The organism is Stutzerimonas stutzeri, assembly GCF_051028275.1.
GTDB classification, from domain to species: domain Bacteria; phylum Pseudomonadota; class Gammaproteobacteria; order Pseudomonadales; family Pseudomonadaceae; genus Stutzerimonas; species Stutzerimonas stutzeri_AS.
In genome coordinates this window covers 756792-774464 of sequence record NZ_CP069269.1, presented here as the reverse complement: position 1 = coordinate 774464, position 17673 = coordinate 756792, and the positions used below count along the sequence as shown (strand labels likewise).

Annotated in this window: 17 protein-coding genes and 1 pseudogene; 16 read left to right on the top strand and 2 right to left on the bottom strand. The window is 63.3% G+C overall.

All coding sequences use genetic code 11. The features are described 5' to 3' along the window. Window positions 1-11 precede the first annotated feature (11 nt). From eutC to JQR87_RS03460, 9 genes and pseudogenes are all read left to right on the top strand, one after another. Entirely contained in the window at window positions 12-818 is an 807-nt protein-coding gene (gene eutC, locus JQR87_RS03500) for an ethanolamine ammonia-lyase subunit EutC (RefSeq protein WP_407292546.1), read from the top strand. A 151-nt stretch (window positions 819-969) separates the two neighbouring features. Then, entirely contained in the window at window positions 970-1782 is an 813-nt protein-coding gene (locus JQR87_RS03495; RefSeq protein ID WP_407292549.1) for a zinc-dependent peptidase, read from the top strand. A 138-nt stretch (window positions 1783-1920) separates the two neighbouring features. Beyond that, window positions 1921-2448, top strand: a complete 528-nt coding sequence (gene ppa / locus JQR87_RS03490; protein ID WP_003290517.1) for an inorganic diphosphatase — start codon at window positions 1921-1923, stop codon at window positions 2446-2448. 122 nt (window positions 2449-2570) lie between these two features. Next, window positions 2571-2708: pseudogene (locus JQR87_RS03485) on the top strand (IS3 family transposase); the annotation flags it as partial. Window positions 2709-3008: 300 nt separating this feature from the next. After that, complete coding sequence (locus JQR87_RS03480) at window positions 3009-3917, top strand: ABC transporter substrate-binding protein (RefSeq protein ID WP_407292553.1); 909 nt, start codon at window positions 3009-3011, stop codon at window positions 3915-3917. After that, window positions 3917-4918 carry a FecCD family ABC transporter permease gene (locus JQR87_RS03475; protein ID WP_407292556.1) on the top strand — a complete coding sequence of 334 codons (1002 nt, stop codon included), beginning with the start codon at window positions 3917-3919 and terminating at the stop codon, window positions 4916-4918. Before JQR87_RS03480 ends, JQR87_RS03475 begins: the two co-directional genes overlap by 1 nt. Before the next feature lie 5 nt (window positions 4919-4923). Further along, window positions 4924-5976, top strand: a complete 1053-nt coding sequence (locus tag JQR87_RS03470) for a FecCD family ABC transporter permease (RefSeq protein WP_407292559.1) — start codon at window positions 4924-4926, stop codon at window positions 5974-5976. Then, the gene (locus JQR87_RS03465; protein WP_407292562.1) at window positions 5973-6806 is read left to right on the top strand and encodes an ABC transporter ATP-binding protein; all 834 of its coding nucleotides are present in this window, start codon (window positions 5973-5975) and stop codon (window positions 6804-6806) included. The genes JQR87_RS03470 and JQR87_RS03465 overlap by 4 nt, the downstream gene beginning before the upstream one ends. Window positions 6807-7051: 245 nt before the next feature. Beyond that, window positions 7052-9325 carry an MHYT domain-containing protein gene (locus JQR87_RS03460; protein WP_407292565.1) on the top strand — a complete coding sequence of 758 codons (2274 nt, stop codon included), beginning with the start codon at window positions 7052-7054 and terminating at the stop codon, window positions 9323-9325. Window positions 9326-9443: 118 nt separating this feature from the next. Here the strand turns inward: JQR87_RS03460 and JQR87_RS03455 are convergent, their stop codons facing one another. Then, window positions 9444-10331: a manganese catalase family protein gene (locus JQR87_RS03455; RefSeq protein ID WP_407292568.1), complete on the bottom strand. Its 888-nt coding sequence runs from the start codon at window positions 10329-10331 to the stop codon at window positions 9444-9446. Window positions 10332-10616: 285 nt separating this feature from the next. Here JQR87_RS03455 and JQR87_RS03450 point away from each other — a divergent pair, with 285 nt between their 5' ends. Continuing rightward, a complete protein-coding gene (locus JQR87_RS03450) occupies window positions 10617-11144 on the top strand; it encodes an ATP-dependent zinc protease family protein (protein ID WP_407292570.1) in 528 nt (175 codons plus the stop codon). A 180-nt stretch (window positions 11145-11324) separates the two neighbouring features. Beyond that, window positions 11325-12335: an SDR family oxidoreductase gene (locus JQR87_RS03445; RefSeq protein ID WP_407292572.1), complete on the top strand. Its 1011-nt coding sequence runs from the start codon at window positions 11325-11327 to the stop codon at window positions 12333-12335. Here JQR87_RS03445 and JQR87_RS03440 read toward each other — a convergent pair. After that, a complete protein-coding gene (locus JQR87_RS03440) occupies window positions 12332-12949 on the bottom strand; it encodes a cation transporter (RefSeq protein ID WP_407292574.1) in 618 nt (205 codons plus the stop codon). The two genes, JQR87_RS03445 and JQR87_RS03440, sit on opposite strands and share 4 nt — an antisense overlap. A gap of 101 nt (window positions 12950-13050) precedes the next feature. Between JQR87_RS03440 and JQR87_RS03435 the strand changes: the two genes are divergently transcribed. The 5 genes from JQR87_RS03435 (at window position 13051) to dxs (ending at window position 17642) form a co-directional block, all read left to right on the top strand. After that, window positions 13051-13488, top strand: coding sequence for a Cd(II)/Pb(II)-responsive transcriptional regulator (locus JQR87_RS03435; RefSeq protein WP_407292575.1), 438 nt, complete (start codon window positions 13051-13053; stop codon window positions 13486-13488). Window positions 13489-13649: 161 nt separating this feature from the next. Beyond that, complete coding sequence (locus JQR87_RS03430) at window positions 13650-14420, top strand: sulfite exporter TauE/SafE family protein (RefSeq protein WP_407292577.1); 771 nt, start codon at window positions 13650-13652, stop codon at window positions 14418-14420. 97 nt (window positions 14421-14517) lie between these two features. Beyond that, window positions 14518-14760, top strand: a complete 243-nt coding sequence (locus JQR87_RS03425; protein WP_407292578.1) for an exodeoxyribonuclease VII small subunit — start codon at window positions 14518-14520, stop codon at window positions 14758-14760. Further along, window positions 14757-15644 carry a polyprenyl synthetase family protein gene (locus JQR87_RS03420; RefSeq protein WP_407292580.1) on the top strand — a complete coding sequence of 296 codons (888 nt, stop codon included), beginning with the start codon at window positions 14757-14759 and terminating at the stop codon, window positions 15642-15644. Before JQR87_RS03425 ends, JQR87_RS03420 begins: the two co-directional genes overlap by 4 nt. Before the next feature lie 108 nt (window positions 15645-15752). Further along, complete coding sequence (dxs, locus tag JQR87_RS03415) at window positions 15753-17642, top strand: 1-deoxy-D-xylulose-5-phosphate synthase (RefSeq protein WP_407292582.1); 1890 nt, start codon at window positions 15753-15755, stop codon at window positions 17640-17642. Window positions 17643-17673: the final 31 nt, after the last annotated feature.

The following is a 17673-nucleotide window of genomic DNA, read 5'->3' as shown; positions in this document are numbered from 1 at the left end:
CGGAGGCTCCCATGTCCGACAAGCCCACCACTGTCACCAACCCTTGGAATCACCTGCGCCAGCTCACCCCCGCGCGCATCGCCCTGGGCCGTGCCGGCGCCAGCCTGCCCACCGAGGCCCAGCTGGACTTTCAGTTTGCCCATGCCCAGGCCCGCGACGCGGTGCACCTCGCGCTCGATGCGCATGACCTGGCTTTGCAACTGGAGCAGCGTGGTTATCGCTGCCTGCAGCTGCACAGCGCCGCGCCGGATCGCGACACTTATCTGCAACGCCCCGACCTGGGCCGTAGGTTGAATGAAGAATCGGCCCAACGGCTGAATGACCACACGCAGCAACACGAAGCGGGTTACGACCTGTCTATCGTGATCGCCGATGGCCTGTCGGCGCTTGCCGTGCAGCGCCACGCCCTGCCCCTGCTGCAGCGGATCGACGATCAGATGCATCAGGACGGTTGGACCCTCGGCCCGATCTGCCTCGTGCAACAGGGCCGTGTCGCAGTGGGCGACGAGGTCGGGCAGCGGCTCAAGGCGAGGATGGTCGTCATGCTGCTCGGCGAACGTCCAGGCCTCAGCTCCCCGGACAGCCTTGGCCTCTACTTCACCTACGCCCCCAAGGTCGGACGTACCGATGCCGACCGCAACTGCATTTCCAACATCCGCCTTGAAGGCCTCAGCTACAACCTCGCCGCCCATCGCCTGCTCCACCTGATGCGCGAGGCGTGCCGGCGGGAACGCTCAGGCGTGACGCTGAAAGACGAAGCGGAGATGCTCAGCCTTGATGACGGCTCGCCCAAAGTCGGTAATTTCCTGCTGGGCTGAGCTTCGGCCGGCTCTGCCTGGGATAATGCGCAGCCACGGCCAACTCGCCGCGCCTGCAACGAGACCCGGCCCACAGCGTCCGTGCACCGTCCGGCTTGCCGGTGATCGAACGGGCGCTTAAGGTTGTCGCCCCCAGGCTGGAAGCACCTTCATGTGGTCATTTCGCGACTGGCGCCGCAAGCGCATCCTCGCGCGCCTCGCCATCGAACCGACCCTCTGGCAGCACGTACTGGCGAGCCTGCCGATTCTCGATGGGCTGAGCGACGAGGAAACCGAACGCCTGCGTGAACGTAGCCTCCTGTTCCTGCACGCCAAGCGCCTGACAGCCCTGCCCGGCGTCGAGTTGGACCTGGCCGACCGCCTCCGCCTGGCCGCCCAAACTCAGCTGCCGCTGCTGCACCTGCAGGATCTCGACTGGTACCAGGGCTTCCATGAAATCGTGATCTACCCGGACGACTTTTACAGCCCGCAGAAGCACCGTGATGCCACGGGTGTCGAGCATGAGTGGGACGCCGAGCACAGCGGCGAGGCCTGGCTGCAGGGTCCGGTGATCATGGCCCTGCCCGGCGTTCGGGAAAGCGGCGGCTGGGAAGGCTACAACCTGGTCATCCATGAGCTCGCGCACAAGCTCGACATGCTCAACGGCGATGCCAACGGTCTACCACCGCTGCATCGCGAGATGCGCATCGAGCAATGGGCAAGCACCATGCAGCGCGCTTACGACGGGCTGAATGCCGTGCTCGACGCCGACCCGGATGCGCACACCGTGATCGACCCCTACGCTGCCGAAAACCCGGCCGAATTCTTCGCCGTGACCAGCGAATATTTCTTCAGCGCACCCGATGTCCTGAGCAGCGAACTTCCGGATGTCTACGATCAGCTCAAGCGCTTCTATCGACAGGACCCGGCAGCACGACTCAAACACCTGCGGGAGACCCACCCGGCCTACGCGGAACCTCACTGACTTCGAACCGTCGAATGCGCTCGCCACCCTGCCAGCGGCGACCCGCCGCGAGCGACATGGCAAAACGCCCGACAGTGCGCCTATAATCGCGCCCACTTTTAGCCCCAGGCCGCGTTGGCCGACCACGGAGCAATATTCATGAGCTACAGCAAAGTCCCGGCCGGCAAAGACCTGCCAAACGACATCTACGTCGCCATTGAAATTCCGGCCAACCACGCGCCGATCAAGTACGAGATCGATCACGACACCGATTGCCTGTTCGTCGATCGCTTCATGGCGACCCCGATGTTCTATCCGGCCAACTACGGTTTCATCCCGCACACGCTGGCCGATGACGGCGACCCGCTCGACGTGTTGGTCGTGACGCCCTACCCGGTCGCTCCCGGCTCGGTCATTCGCTGCCGCCCGGTGGGCGTGCTGAACATGACCGACGAAGCCGGTGGCGACGCCAAGCTGATCGCCGTCCCGCACGACAAGCTGACCCAGCTGTACAAGGACGTGAAGGAATACACCGACCTGCCGCCGCTGCTGATCGAGCAGATCAAGCATTTCTTCGAGAACTACAAGGATCTCGAGAAGGGCAAGTGGGTCAAGGTTGAAGGCTGGGAAGGCGCCGACGCCGCCCGCGCCGCCATCATCAAAGCTGCCGAGGCTTATCAGAAGTAAGCCGAGGCACTGAAGAAAAGCCGGCCACAAGCCGGCTTTTTTATTGTTGATTTCCGTCCTGAATCAGCCTTGCATCTTCGGCTGTCTAACAGCAGGACGATCTGCTGTCTTCTTCATCGGGTGCTCAAGAACGTAATGACATCCAGGCTCGCTCGACGGTTCTGGTGTGGTTCCGCAAGCATGGCCGACAGGGCTGGAGCGAGGGCGCAAGCGCACGATCAGCCTGGACCAGGCAAACGAGCGAACCACTCAGCTCGCCGCCTTGCGGCTTTGTGTCGCAGCTATCCGCCCGCTCATGGGCGAGCCGCTACCCATCAGGAGGCGGCTGTGAATACCGTCAGCCCTGCATCCCCGCCATGCCGCGCTCCCGAACCTGTTCGGGACAAACACACCTTGCCTGCCGAGCCTCGGCGGAGACCGAGGGTTGCAAACATGCGGCCACGAATGTAAACAACGCGTAAACGAGAGTGATTGTTATTAGATGAGCGGGTAAGGTCTCGCATCGCCAAGGCCCCTGTAGATGACAGGAGTCCGTTCACGCCCATCAGGAGCCCTATCGAATGCATTGGAAACCTCTTCGCTCGTTGACCGGCATGGTCGTCATCGCGCTGCTGTCCTGCGTCCAGGCGCAGGCGGCCGAACGTACGCTGGATACCGCCTTCGGGCCAGTCAAACTCGAAGGTTCGGCGAAACGCGTGGTGGCGCTGGGTGAAAACGCACTGGACGCGGCGCTGTCGCTCGGCATCCAGCCGGTCGGCACGCTAGCCAGCCGGGGCGGCACCGATGTGCCCGATTATCTCAAAGAGAAGGCAGGCAAGGTCACCCTGGTCGGCACCGTGCGCGAACCCAATCTTGAGGCAGTCCTGGCCCAGCAACCCGACCTGATTCTCGCGTCTCCTGAGCTGCCGAAGGCTCAATATGACCGGCTCAGCCTGATCGCCCCAACCGTCGTGCCCAAGGGCAGCTCCTTCCGCGATTGGCGCGAGGTCTTTGAGGTTTACGCCGAGGCGCTCGGCAAGCCCGACGAGGGCAAGCGCCGCATCGAGGAGATCGACGCTCGCCTCAACTCCATGCGGGATCGCCTGACCGGCCATCCGCAGGTCAGCGTGGTGCGTTGGAACCCGCAGGGGCCGTTCATCATGTCCAGCCAGTTGTTCGTCGGGCAGCTGCTCGACTCGCTTGGTTTCAAGCCGAACGAGCTGGCCACGCAAACCCAGAAACCCCACACCGACATCCTTAGCCTGGAAAACCTGAGCAAGGCAGACGCCGACTGGATCTTCCTCGCCACCCTCAACGCTGACGGCCACAAGGCGCTCGAGGAAGCCCGCCGGCAGCCAGCCTTCACGCGTCTGGATGCGGTGAAGAACGACCACGTAGTAACCGTCGATGGGCAGGTCTGGAGTAGCAGCTCCGGTTATCTGGCGGCGCAACGTGTGCTGGATGACGTGGAGAAGGCTCTGCTCGACTGATGCCTGCGTCCCGGCTTTCCCTGGCGTCCGCGCTGACGATCGCGGGGGCGTGCCTCCTGCTGCTGTGTTTGGCAAGCCTGATGTTCGGCGCAGGCGATGTTGGCGTATCACGCAGCCTGCTTGCGCTTCTCGGTGCGGCGGACGAACAGGCGCGTTTCGTCGTTCACGACTTGCGCTGGCCGCGTACCGAGCTTGGCCTGCTAGTGGGTGTTGCACTCGGTGCGGCCGGTCTGCTGTTGCAGTCGGTCACGCGTAATCCACTGGCCGAGCCCGGATTGATGGGTGTCAGTGCCGGCGCGTCCTTCGCGGTGGTGCTGGCCATTGCGCTGGGTGCCAGCGCCGCGTCACTCAATCTGCTGGTGGCGGTTGGTGGAGCGCTGGGCGGCTGCCTCCTGGTGCTGTTGGTCACCCAGATGCGCGGCGTGGGTAATGACCCGGTTAGGCTGGTGCTGGCAGGTGCGGCGTTCTCCGGCCTGCTCACGGCGTTGAGCAGCATGCTGCTTCTGCAGGACCAGCGCACCGCTGACGAGATGCGCTTCTGGGTGGTCGGGGCACTGGCAGGCCGCCCGCTCGATACGCTCGTCTGGAGCTTGCCGGGCCTGCTGGCCGGTCTGCTGCTGGCGCTGCCCCTGATTCCCGCACTGGCGGCGCTGTCGCTGGGCGAACGGGTCGCCAGCGGGCTGGGCCACCATCCGCACATCACGCGACTGGTGACGCTGCTGGCCGTGGCGCTGCTGGTCGGCACCGCAACCGCCGCTGCAGGCCCGATCAGTTTCGTCGGTTTGGTGGTGCCCTACATCGCTCGCCGGCTTGTCGGCACCGACATTCGCCGCACCTTCGGCCTCTCGCTCCTACTCGGCCCTTGCATCGTGCTGTTCGCCGACATCCTCTCGCGCCTGGCGGTACGCCCCTATGAACTGCCGGTCGGGGTGATCACCGCCCTGGTTGGCGCGCCAATCCTCATTGCCGTGGTACGCAGCCACCGGTTGCCGACGTTGTGAATGCCATGACCCAAGCTTCTCTCGCCCCGCACGGCTACTGGCTGTGGCGTATCGGCGCGCTGTCGGTGCTGTTGCACCGGCGCAGCCTGCTGGTTGGCGTCGCGCTGTGCCTGGCGTTGCTATTCGCAGTCATTTGGCTGCTGGCGGTAGGCACTCCGGGGTTGAGCCAATGGCAGGCGCTGCGCGCCGCTTTCGGTGATGGCGAGCCGATGCACCTGCTGTTGGTTCGTGAGCTGCGAATGCCCCGAATCATGGCTGGCTTGTTGAGCGGCGCAGCCCTGGGTGCGGCGGGCTGTCTGCTGCAGACGCTGGCCCGCAACCGCCTGGCCACGCCTGGCGTGATCGGGATCGACAACGGCGCCACCGCCTTCGCCGTCGCCTCCATCGTGGCGATCCCGACCAGCATCGCGCCTTCGCTATTGGCATTGTCCGGCGCGACCACCGCGGCAGTGCTCACCTTTGCCCTGGCCGCAGGTGCCGGCGCGCGGGGCTACCGCTTCATCGTCGTCGGTATCGCGATCGGGGTCATCTTCGGTGCGTTAACCAACCTGATGCTGGCACGTACCAACATCGATGCCGCCAACGCTGCCTACCCCTGGACGGTGGGAAGCCTGAACGCACGCCCGGCCCAGTCGGTGATGCTGCTGGGCATCGGCCTGGCACTCGGCCTGCCACTGGCCAAGATGCTGGTCCGACCGCTCGCCCTGATGCGCTTCTCCGACAACGTCGCCATCGGCCTGGGCACGCGTCTCGGGCTGATGCGTGTGCTCACCCTGTTGCTGACCGTCTGGCTGACCGCCCTGGCGGTCGCGGTCGTCGGCCCGGTCGGGCTGATTGCGCTGGTCGCACCGGAGATGGCCCGTTTCCTCTGCCGTCAGCACGGCGTACCGGTGCTCAACTCGGCATTGAGCGGTGCGCTGCTGATGATCATCGCTGACTGGGTGGGCCGCATCCTGCTAGCGCCAGTCGAAATACCGGTCGGCATCATCATGGCGATTGTCGGCGGGCCTTACCTGATCTGGATTCTGTTACGCCAACCCTCCCGGACCCTAGCATGAGCACACTTCCCGAAATCCTCGTCGAACGCCATTCGGCCGACGTCCGCCTCGAAGCGCGCCAGCTGTGCATGGGCTATGGCGAGTCCAGGGTGATCGACGAGCTGAACCTCGAGCTCCCCCGCGGCAAGGTGACCGCCATCGTCGGCCCCAATGGCTGCGGCAAGTCGACACTGCTGGCCGGTCTGTCGCGCCTGCACAAGCCCAGCGCTGGAGCGGTGTTGCTCGACGGCAAGGTCATCAGCCAGCTGCCGACCCGCGCTGTCGCGCAGAAGCTTGCCCTGCTGCCACAGGAGGCCAGCGCGCCGGACGGTCTGACCGTCGCCGAACTGATCCGCTTCGGCCGACAACCGCACCAGCGGTTGCTGCAGCAATGGAGCGAACACGACCAGGCCGTCGTCGATGCCGCCCTGCAGGCCGCCGACCTTGTCGATCTGGCCGACCGGCCGCTGCAATCAATGTCGGGCGGCCAGCGTCAGCGGGCCTGGATCGCCATGGCGATCGCCCAGGACACGCCCCTTCTGCTGCTGGACGAACCCACCTCGGCGCTTGACCTGGGCCACCAGATCGAGGTCTTCGAGCTGATCCGCCAGCTCGCCGCCGCCGGCAAGACCATCGTCATGGTCGTGCATGACCTCAGCAGTGCCTGCCGCTACGCCGATCATCTGGTCGCCATGCACCGTGGTCGCATCGTCGTCGAAGGCGCGCCCGGCCAGGTGGTCACGCCTGAACTGGTCCAGACACTCTACGGCATCCATTGCACCCTGATGCGCGACCCGCTGCACGGCACCCCGATCATCGCCGCCATCAGCCGCGCGGGCGCCAACGCCTGACACCGTTCACTTGTCGCGCCCTCCCGGCGTGATTGCTCTTGGCCCGTCTATGACGGGCCTTTTTTATGCCTGCGCACCGAAGCCCAACGCCAAGGCCGTCGATGTAGACATTCGGCCGCGCGGCCAGTGAATATTACGTCTGTCACAAAGTCCAAGCGCCGCCCGCGGGATGGGGAACCTGGCGCCCTCTGCGGACTCGTCTAAGTAATAGCGCGACAGCCTCGAAAGCCAGTACGGAGCTGATGATGCCTGTGACCTACAACATCGCCTTGGTAAGCCTGTCCATCCTGATCGCCATCGCCAGCTCCTTCACGGCGCTCGACCTGGCCAGCCGCGCGCGCGCCTCGACCGGCTGGCTTCACAATGGCTGGCTGTGCTCGGCGGCCGTCTCGATGGGCGGCGGTATCTGGTCAATGCACTTCGTCGGGATGCTGGCCTTTGGCATGCCCGGGATGGAGATCAGATACGACCTATCCTTAACGCTCTGGTCACTGGTGTTGCCCATCGTCGTTACCGCCATCAGCTTCTTCGCGGTGAGCAGACGCGGGCTGAGCCGCCTGACCCTCGGCATTGGCGGCCTGTTCATGGGCCTGGGCATCGGCTCGATGCACTACATGGGCATGGCCGCGATGACAATGCATGCGGAGCTGTCCTACGACACATTCTGGGTAGCCGTTTCTTTTGTGATCGCCATCGGCGCGGCGACGGTCGCGCTCTGGTTGTCCGCCCGCGGCCGGCGACTGATGCTGCAGGCGGTAGCGGCTGTGGCGATGGGGTTCGCCGTGGCGGGAATGCACTACTCGGCCATGGCGGGCGCACGCTTTACACCTCTGGACGATGCCATGCCGGCGCCATCGGGCAGCGGCCTGGATCTATTGACGCTGGCGCTGTCGGTCGCAGGTTCGACCTTCATTGTGCTCTTCTTCGGGCTGGCCGCCTCCATGCACGACCGACGCATGGCGGCCCTCAGCGAGCGTGAGGCCGGTGCCCTGCGCCAGAGCGAGGAGCGCTTCCGAGAGCTGTACAGCAAGACGCCGCTGCCGCTGCACTCGCTGGACGAACAAGGCCGGCTGGAGTCAGTCAGCGATGCCTGGCTCGTACTGCTTGGCTATCGCCGCGAAGACGTAATCGGCCGACCGCTGATCAACTTCATGACCGAGCGCTCGGCGCGCCAGATGCTGGATCAGGACTGGCCTGTGCTGCTCGGTACTGGCGAATGCCTCAACGCCGAGTACCGCTTGGTCGCCCGAGGCGGCGTGTTCATCGACGTGCTCGCCTCCACTCGCCTCGAACAGACCATGCAAGGCGCGCTGATCATTGGCGGTCTGGTGAACATCACCGAGCGGCGCCACGCCGAGGCGGCGCTTCGTCAGGCCCAGAAGCTCGAGGCGATCGGCAAGCTCACCGGGGGCATCGCGCATGATTTCAACAACCTGCTCGCCGTGATTGGCGGCAATCTCGAGCTGCTGCGCAAGCGCTTGCCGAGCGACACCGCGCCACGTGCCGGCAGCCTGATCGAAAACGCCCTGCTCGCCACGCAGCGCGGCGCTAGTCTGGTGCAACGCATGCTGGCCTTTGCGCGCAAGCAGGAGCTCAACCCCAGCTCTGTCGAGTTGCCGGACCTGGTGCTGAACATGCGCGAACTGCTGCAGCGCTCAGTCGGCTCCAATATCAGTATCGACACGCGCTTCCCTTTGAGCCTGCCGCCTGCCTACATCGACGCGAACCAGCTGGAGATGGTGCTGATCAACCTGGTGGTCAACGCCCGGGACGCCATGCCGGAAGGCGGCACCATTTGCATCGAAGGGCAGCTACGAAGATCGGACGTGGCGGAGCAGCGCGCACAGGAATTCGTTGCGCTTATCGTGCATGACAACGGTATCGGTATGAACTCGGAGGTCCTGGCCCGTGCGACCGAACCCTTCTTTACTACCAAGGGGCCCGGCAAAGGCACAGGCCTCGGCCTTTCAATGGCCCACGGGCTGGCCGAACAATCGGGCGGTCGCATGGAGATCAAGAGCACCGTTGGCCAGGGCACGACCATCGAGCTCTGGCTGCCTCTTGGTGTGTCTGCCCGCCCGGTAGCGCCTGCCCCGGTCGAAGCACCCGAGCCGGTAAACCCGTCCCCTGCCGGCTTGACCATTCTTGCAGTAGACGACGACCCGCTCGTGTTGGCCAACACCACCGCGTTGCTTGAAGACCTGGGCCACCGTGTGAGCGCCGTGGACAGTGGCGAGGCAGCGCTGGGCGCGCTTCGGCAAAATCCGGTTTTCGACATTCTGATCACCGACCAGATGATGCCGGGGATGACGGGAACGCAGCTCGCGGCCATCGTCAAAGCCGAACATCCCAGTGTGCCGATTCTGTTGGTGAGCGGTTATGCGGAGCTTTCAGAGGAAGGTCGCCGGCTGCATACCCTGGCCAAACCGTTCACGCAGCAGTCGCTCAGTATCGCGATTGGCGAAGCATGTGGGCGGCCCAACTCGAATGTCGTGGTGCCGCTGCTCAATCGTCGATAACTACTGTGCGGTTGATCGTCACGTAAAAACCCGGCTCGGGAGCCGGGTTTTCCAATTACAGCTAACGCCGAACGAACTGCCGGTGCCTTTCAAATCGCACCGGCAGCGCCGCTAGCGATCAGCCTTTGCCTTTGCGAATCGCTTCCCCCGAGCCGAGATCGGCACCCGTCATGGGATCGATGGAGACGTCGGACTGAGTCCGCACAGCCATTTGCTGCACAACATTCAGCTTGTCTTTGCTCAGCTCGACGGAAGGCTTCCCATCGCCGCCGTCCACGGCTGGCTCCGGGTTCTCGACGAATTCCCACTCTGGCCCCTGGTTCCACGGCCCGCGCAGATCCCCTTCGCCCTGCGAGAGGTTGTAGTAGACGTTGGCAAATTTCGGATCGCCCGGCAGTTTGCCCTGAGGAAAGTTGGGTTGCATGGTGTGCAGCGCTTTCTCGAAGGATTTCTGGTGCGCAATTTCACGAGTCATGAGAAATTTCAGCGCATCCTTGATGCCTGGATCATCGGTCACGTTGATCAGCCGCTCGTAAACGATTTTGGCGCGAGCCTCGGCGGCGATGTTTGAGCGCATATCTGCGGTGGGCTCACCAATGGAGTCGACATAAGCCGCCGTCCAGGGAACACCGGCAGAGTTGATCAGGGCCGGACCGCCGCCATAAAGCAGCGAGGTCGTGTGTGAATCATTGCCGCCGCCGGTCAAAGACCGGTACAGATCAGCCTCCTTCTCGACACCCTCTGCCAGCTCACCTTTGGCGCCCTTGTTGAGCATGCCGATGATGGAGCCAATGATCTCCAGGTGGCTCAGCTCTTCGGTGGCGATATCCATCAACATGTCTTTACGGCCTGGATCATCCTCCGATAGCCCTTGGACAAAGTAACGCATCGCAGCGGCCAGCTCGCCTTGCGGTCCACCGAACTGCTCGAGCATCAGGTTAGCCAGTCCAGGATTCGGAGCGGCGACGCGCACGGTGTATTGAAGTCGTTTGTTATGGACGAACATGATTCACCTCTCAGGTTGGGATTTCCTTTGTGAACTGCCTCCTTAAATGGTCGGAACGGCCGCTGCGGACTGCGGTAATCGCAAGCAACCCTACTGATGGAGTGCGAAAGTCCGCAGGCGTCCGATTGCGTTTTTCAATCGGGGTCATGTACGTTGCCAATCGACCATCGTCTCGGGATTGCTTCCCTTACCTGGCGCGTCTCGCTTGCAATGTAGAAAAACCTGAACGGATTCAGGCAGGGCGACTCTATCGAAACCACAGCGTTCGCTGATTCGAGGTGAGAGATGCGCCATTCCCTACGCCCTGCTCGTAACCGCTTCGTCCCCATGGCCCTAACGGCTTTACTGCTATCGCTTGCCAGCACGACGGCGCACGCCGACTTGCCGCGGGTGCTCGGCTGGGTCGAGGAAGGGTTGATCCTGCCGGAAAAGGTTGCCGTCAAGTTCAAGCTCGACACCGGTGCACTGACATCCTCGATGCATGCTGAAAACATCGACCGCTTCGAGAGGGACGGTGAAGAGTGGGTACGGTTCACGGTCGAACTCGAGGATATCGATACGGAAAAAGAGGTCCGGACTCGCCTGGAGCGCAAGATGGTTCGTGACATCAAAGTACGGGGCGCTGGCGGTGCCGAAGAGCGGCCCGTGGTGCTGATGAAGGTCTGCCTGGGTAATCAGACCTACGAAGAGCAGTTCTCGCTGAACGACCGGGACAAAATGAACTATCCCGTGTTGATCGGCCGTCGCACGCTAGAAAAAGTCGGCCTGGTGGACTCGTCCAAGACGTTCACGGTCGAACCGAGCTGTTCGTAACGCAAAATTTCGCGAGCAGGCGACGCGCCTCCTTCCAGCTCATCGCCCGAGTGCAACTCGCCCATCCCGCTCCGGTCAACTGAGCAGCCCCGCCCCGAGGCGTGGCGCTGCCGATAGGCATGCCATCCACACTTGCGCATGCTGGCCATCGACGTCCACCGGAATTCAGGAGCCATTGCCATGACCAACCGCGACCAGACTGCCGTTATCTGTGGCGGAACCGCCGGCGTGGGCCGTGCCACCGCCCATGCCATGGCCAAGGCGGGCTTCAGGGTCGCCGTGATTGCGCGTGGGGAGAAAGGGTTGTCCGATACTCGCCAGGCCCTGGAAGCCTACGGAACAGAGGTTCTGGCGATTTCTGCCGACGTGGCTGATGCTGAAGCGATCGACCTCGCCGCCGAACGGATCGAATCGGAGTTGGGGCCGATCGACGTCTGGGTCAATGCCGCAATGGCTACGGTTTTCGGTCCGGCCGAGTCGATCACGGCGGCGGAATACAAGCGAGTCACTGAGGTCACCTATCTGGGCTTCGTCCATGGCACGCTGGCCGCACTGCGCCACATGCAGCCTCGCAATCGCGGGACTATTGTGCAGGTGGGCTCGGCCCTGTCTTACCGGGCCATCCCGCTGCAGTCGGCCTATTGCGCGGCGAAATTCGCCATCCGCGGCTTCACCGACTCGCTGCGCTGCGAGCTGATCCACGCCAACAGTGGGGTTCGCCTGACGATGGTGCAGCTGCCGGCGCACAACACGCCGCAATTCGACTGGTCGCGCAACAAGATGAACCAACGCCCGCAGCCAGTACCGCCGATTCATACGCCTGAAGTTGCAGCACGCGCCATCCTCCGTGCCGCTAACGAAGCACCGCGTGAGCTGTGGCTGGGACGGGCATCCTTCCAGGCAATCATCGGCAATATGTTCATGCCGGGCCTGCTTGATCGAATGATGGCCAAGCAGGCGTGGAGCGGCCAGTTGACGGACGAGCCAGCAGACACGCAGCGGCCGGACAACCTCTTCGAACCGGTCGAAGGCCTGCATCGTATCGATGGCCGCTTCGATGACCGGGTCAAGGACCATGCCCTTGGGCTGAGCAGCGAGGCAGTCGGCAAGCTCGCAGTCGCCGGGCTTGCCGCCGCCACTGTGGGGGCTGTGGCGTTGGCCGCGTCCATCGCCTCGGGTTTCCAGCGCTAATGTGCCGGTTGCAGCTCTTGTCGCGCCTGCTGAACAACCGAAAACCCAGCCGATAGCGCCAGCCCGGCCATTACCAGCGCCACGATGAGGTCGGGCCAGCCTGACCCCGTACCGAACACGCCGGCCGCAGCAATCATCACGGCGATGTTGCCGATCGCATCGTTGCGGCTGCACAGCCAGACCGAACGCATATTGGAATCACCCTCTCGGAACGCGTAGAGCATCAGCGCGACAATGACGTTGGCGACCAACGCCAGCGTGCCGACAATGCCCATGGTCAGCGGTTCGGGCACTACATCTGCATAGACTGCCCAACCGGCGCGACCCAGTACGAAGACGCCGAAAGCCAGCATCGACAGGCCTTTGACCAGAGCGGCGCGTGACCGCCATACCAGCCCCATGGACAGGACCACAAGGGTGATCCCATAGTTGGCGGCGTCTCCTGCGAAGTCGATGGCATCCGCCAGAAGGGAGACGGAGCCGGAGCGTAAACCGCTGATGATCTCGACGACGAACATGGCCAGGTTGATCGCCAACGCCACCCACAGGGCCTTACGGAAGCCCGGACTGACCGGTGGAGCGGAGCAACCGGAGTCACAGCATCTCGACGACATCTGAATGCCTCCTGAACTATAGTCGGTGCCATTGCACACCCTGGAGCTGCTCCAGGGTCAAGCCCGTTCTAATGAGCCGGGTACACGACCAGGAGACGATGATGCGCATAGGTGAGTTGAGCGCCGCAGCCGACGTGGACGTCGAGACCATCCGCTATTACGAGAAAGTCGGTTTGATGCCTGCGCCCGAGCGCGGCGCCAACGGCTATCGGTCCTACTCTTCAAAACAACTGGCGCACCTGGTGTTCATTCGTCACTGCCGCGCATTGGACATCGGGCTGGCTGACATACGCCGGCTGCTGGAGTTTTCCAATCAACCTGACGCCAGCTGCGGCGATATCAACCTGTTGATCGACGAGCAACTCAAGCGCGTCCGCACCCGGCTGGAAAGCCTCCACGCGCTGGAAACCCAGTTGCAGGCACTGCGCAGCTGCTGCACCGGCAATCGCCCCATCCAGGGTTGCGGCATACTCAACGAGCTGACCAGCACGCGAGCGCCGTCGAGTGCCGATAACGCTCCGTCCTCGCTTCAGCCTTGATGTTCCAGCATGGCGTTCAAGCGAACGGGGCGTCAGATAGCCATGGCTTGCTGGTCAATAAGCGGCTGGACCGACGCAAGCCAACGACAATTCGCAATAGCATCCTTGGCGCTGCCGGACGGTGGCGATAATCTGCGTCTCTTTTCCCACGAGCCTCTTCGATGCCTCTGTTCGACATCTTTCTGCTGATCGCCGCCGGATTTGCCGCCGGCGGCATGAATGCTTTGGCTGGTGGCGGCACGTTCTTTTCCTTTCCCGCGCTGCTCGCGACCGGCCTGCCGCCGGTGACCGCCAACGCGACCAATGCCGTAGCGCTCTGGCCCGCCAGCCTGGCAGCTGCGTGGGCCGCACGCTCGACCTTGCGCCCGCTGGATCGATACCTGATCCCATTGCTGCTGGCCGGGCTCGTAGGCGGGCTACTGGGTGGCCTTCTGCTGCTCGCCAGCGGCGACGATGTCTTTAGCTTGCTGATTCCCTGGTTGCTGCTGCTGGCCACTGCGCTGTTTGCCGCAAGCCCCTGGCTGAGTCGCTGGCTCGCAGCACGACGCGTGGACGACACGGCCATACCGCCCCACGCCCCGGCATCCCTGGCAGCGCATACCCTGGTTTCAATCTACGGGGGCTACTTTGGCGCCGGAATGGGCATTCTCCAGCTCGCCGCGTTTTCCATTGAAGGGCATCAGCTGGTCCGCGCCAACGCCCTGAAAAACCTGATTTCCGCCGTGATCTACAGTGTGGCCACGGCGACCTTCGTTATCGCGGGCCGGGTGAGCGGCTACGAGCTGGCCATCCTGCTGATCGGCACCACACTTGGCGGCTACGCAGGCGGCGCGTTGAGCAAGAAACTGCCCGCGAGCTGGCTGCGCCTGTTCGTCATTCTGGTGGGCAGCGCCATGACGATTTATTACTTCCAAGCCATGTATCGGTCGTGACCGAAAGGCATCTAGCCCGCTCGGCTTATGGCTTCTGCAGCACAGCTCTGCTAGTGTCGCGACCGTTTCACAGCAGCCAAAGAGAACAGGTTCCGCCATGGCCCGCAAGAAAGTCGCCCTCGATTTCGAACAATCCCTCGCCGAGCTGCAACAACTGGTCGAGCGTCTGGAAAGCGGCGAGCTGTCGCTGGAGGACTCGCTGACCTGCTTCGAACAGGGCATTGGCCTTACCCGTGATTGCCAGGCAGCGCTGAGCCAGGCAGAGCAAAAGGTGCAGATCCTGCTCGAGCGCGACGGCAAACTGCAGGAAGCCCCGTTCGAGGCGGACCCTGAAGCATGATCGGTGCCTACCAGAAACGCTGTCAGCAACGTGTCGACAGCTGCCTCGACACCCTCTTCGCCCCGCCCCTCCCCGAACTCGAACGCCTGTACCAGGCCATGCGCTACAGCGTGATGAACGGTGGCAAGCGCGTTAGACCCCTGCTGGTCTACGCCGCGTGCGAGGCGCTTGAGGGTGACCTTGTCCTGGCGGATGGTGCCGCCTGCGCTGTCGAACTGATTCATGCCTATTCGCTGGTGCATGACGATCTGCCGGCGATGGACGATGACGATCTGCGTCGCGGACAGCCCACGACGCACAAGGCTTTCGACGAAGCCTGCGCCATTCTGGCCGGCGATGGGCTGCAAAGTCTGGCTTTCGAGGCCCTGGCGCTCGACGCTCATAACCCCGGCGACCCAGCAGTGCGCCTGGACATGGTCGCCAGCCTCGCTCACGCTGCCGGCCCGGCAGGCATGGTTGGCGGACAGGCCATCGATCTGGGATCGGTCGGCCTCAAACTTGACCGCGCCGCGTTGGAGTCGATGCACCGGCACAAGACCGGCGCGCTCATCGAGGTCAGCGTCCGCCTCGGCGCGCTGGCGAGCGGTCGCGCGAATGCGCAGAACCTCGACGCGCTGAAGCAATACGCTCAAGCCGTGGGGCTGGCGTTCCAAGTGCAGGACGACATCCTGGATGTGGAAAGCGACACCGCAACCCTGGGCAAGCACCAGGGCGCGGATATTGCGAGGGACAAGCCCACCTACCCGGCACTGCTGGGTATGGACCAGGCCAAGGCTTACGCACTGGAGCTTCGTGACATCGCGCTTGGCGCCATTGCACCGCTTGGCCCACGCGCCGAACCACTGCGCCAGTTGGCTTCTTTCATCGTCGAACGTCGCAGCTGATGTCACTACCGGAACGGCTTGGCAGCGACCGTTGATGCCCGAGCCGTTCTTATCGTAGTAACCATCGGGTAAACTGCGGTTCTTTTTTCAGCCAAAACGATGCGCCCGATGCCCAAGACGTTTCATGAGATTCCTCGGGTCCGCCCTGCGACGCCCGTCCTAGATCGCGCGGCCACTCCCGAGCAACTACGCCGGCTGGGCGAAGCGGAACTCGAAGAACTCGCCAACGAGCTGCGTCAGGACCTCCTTTATAGCGTCGGACGGACCGGCGGGCACTTCGGTGCAGGCCTCGGCGTGATCGAGCTGACGATCGCGCTGCACTACGTCTATGACACGCCGAAAGATCGACTGGTCTGGGATGTAGGTCATCAGGCCTATCCACACAAGATCCTTACCGGGCGCCGGGAACGCATGGGAAGCCTGCGCCAGAAGGACGGCCTCGCTGCCTTCCCGCGACGCAGCGAAAGCGAGTACGACACCTTTGGCGTCGGCCATTCCAGCACTTCGATCAGCGCCGCCCTGGGCATGGCCATCGCTGCGCGCATGCAGGGCACGAAGCGCAAGTCGATTGCGGTGATTGGCGATGGCGCGCTCACGGCTGGCATGGCGTTCGAAGCACTGAACCACGCGCCGGAAGTGGGCGCCGACATGCTGGTTGTGCTGAACGACAACGACATGTCGATTTCGCGAAACGTTGGCGGGCTGTCCAACTACCTGGCCAAGATTCTCTCCAGTCGCACCTATTCGAGCATGCGCGAAGGCAGCAAGAAGGTGCTCTCGCGCCTGCCTGGTGCCTGGGAAATCGCCCGCCGCACCGAGGAGTATGCCAAGGGTATGCTCGTTCCCGGCACCCTGTTCGAAGAGCTCGGCTGGAACTACATTGGCCCCATTGATGGCCACGATCTGCCGACTTTGATTGGTACGCTGCGCAACATGCGTGACCTCAGCGGCCCGCAGTTCCTGCATGTAGTGACGAAAAAGGGCAAGGGCTTCGCCCCTGCAGAGGTCGATCCGATCACTTGGCACGCGATCAGCAAGCTCGAACCCCTTGGCGAACCGGTCAAACCGAAGACGCCCAGCGGCCCCAAGTATTCCAACGTGTTTGGCCAATGGCTCTGCGACATGGCCGCGGCGGACCCGCGCCTGCTGGGCATTACACCGGCCATGAAGGAAGGCTCGGATCTGGTCGACTTCAGCGAGCGCTACCCTGACCGCTATTTCGACGTCGCGATTGCCGAGCAGCATGCGGTCACCCTCGCCGCCGGCATGGCGTGCGAAGGCGCCAAGCCGGTGGTGGCGATCTACTCGACCTTCCTCCAGCGTGCCTATGACCAGCTTATTCACGACGTCGCGGTGCAGAACCTCGACGTGCTCTTCGCCATCGACCGGGCCGGTCTCGTTGGTGAAGACGGCCCGACCCACGCGGGCAGTTTCGACCTGACCTATCTTCGCTGCATTCCCGGCATGCTGGTGATGACCCCCAGCGACGAAAACGAGATGCGCCGGATGCTCACCACCGGTTACCACTTCGACGGTCCCGCCGCCGTGCGTTATCCGCGCGGCACCGGCCCGAATGCAACGCTCGAGCCGGGCCTCGAACCGCTGGAAATCGGCAAGGCTGTGGTGCGTCGAGAGGGCAAGCGAATCGCCCTGCTGGTGTTTGGCGTGCAATTGCCGGAAGCCATGCAAGTTGCCGAAACCCTCGACGCGACCGTCGTCGACATGCGCTTCGTCAAGCCCTTGGATGAAGCCCTGGTTCGTCAGATGGCCGACAGCCACGAGCTGTTGGTGACCATTGAGGAGAACAGCATCATGGGCGGCGCTGGCAGCGCAGTCGGCGAGTATCTCGCTGCACAAGGCCTGAGCACACCCATCCTTCATCTGGGCCTGCCCGACTACTATGTCGAACATGCCAAGCCCAGCGAAATGCTCGCCGAGTGCGGCCTCGACGCTGCAGGAATCGAGGCCTCGATTCGTGCACGCCTGAACCTCCTGTAAACATCGTCAAGCCATCCGCGGCTCCGGATGG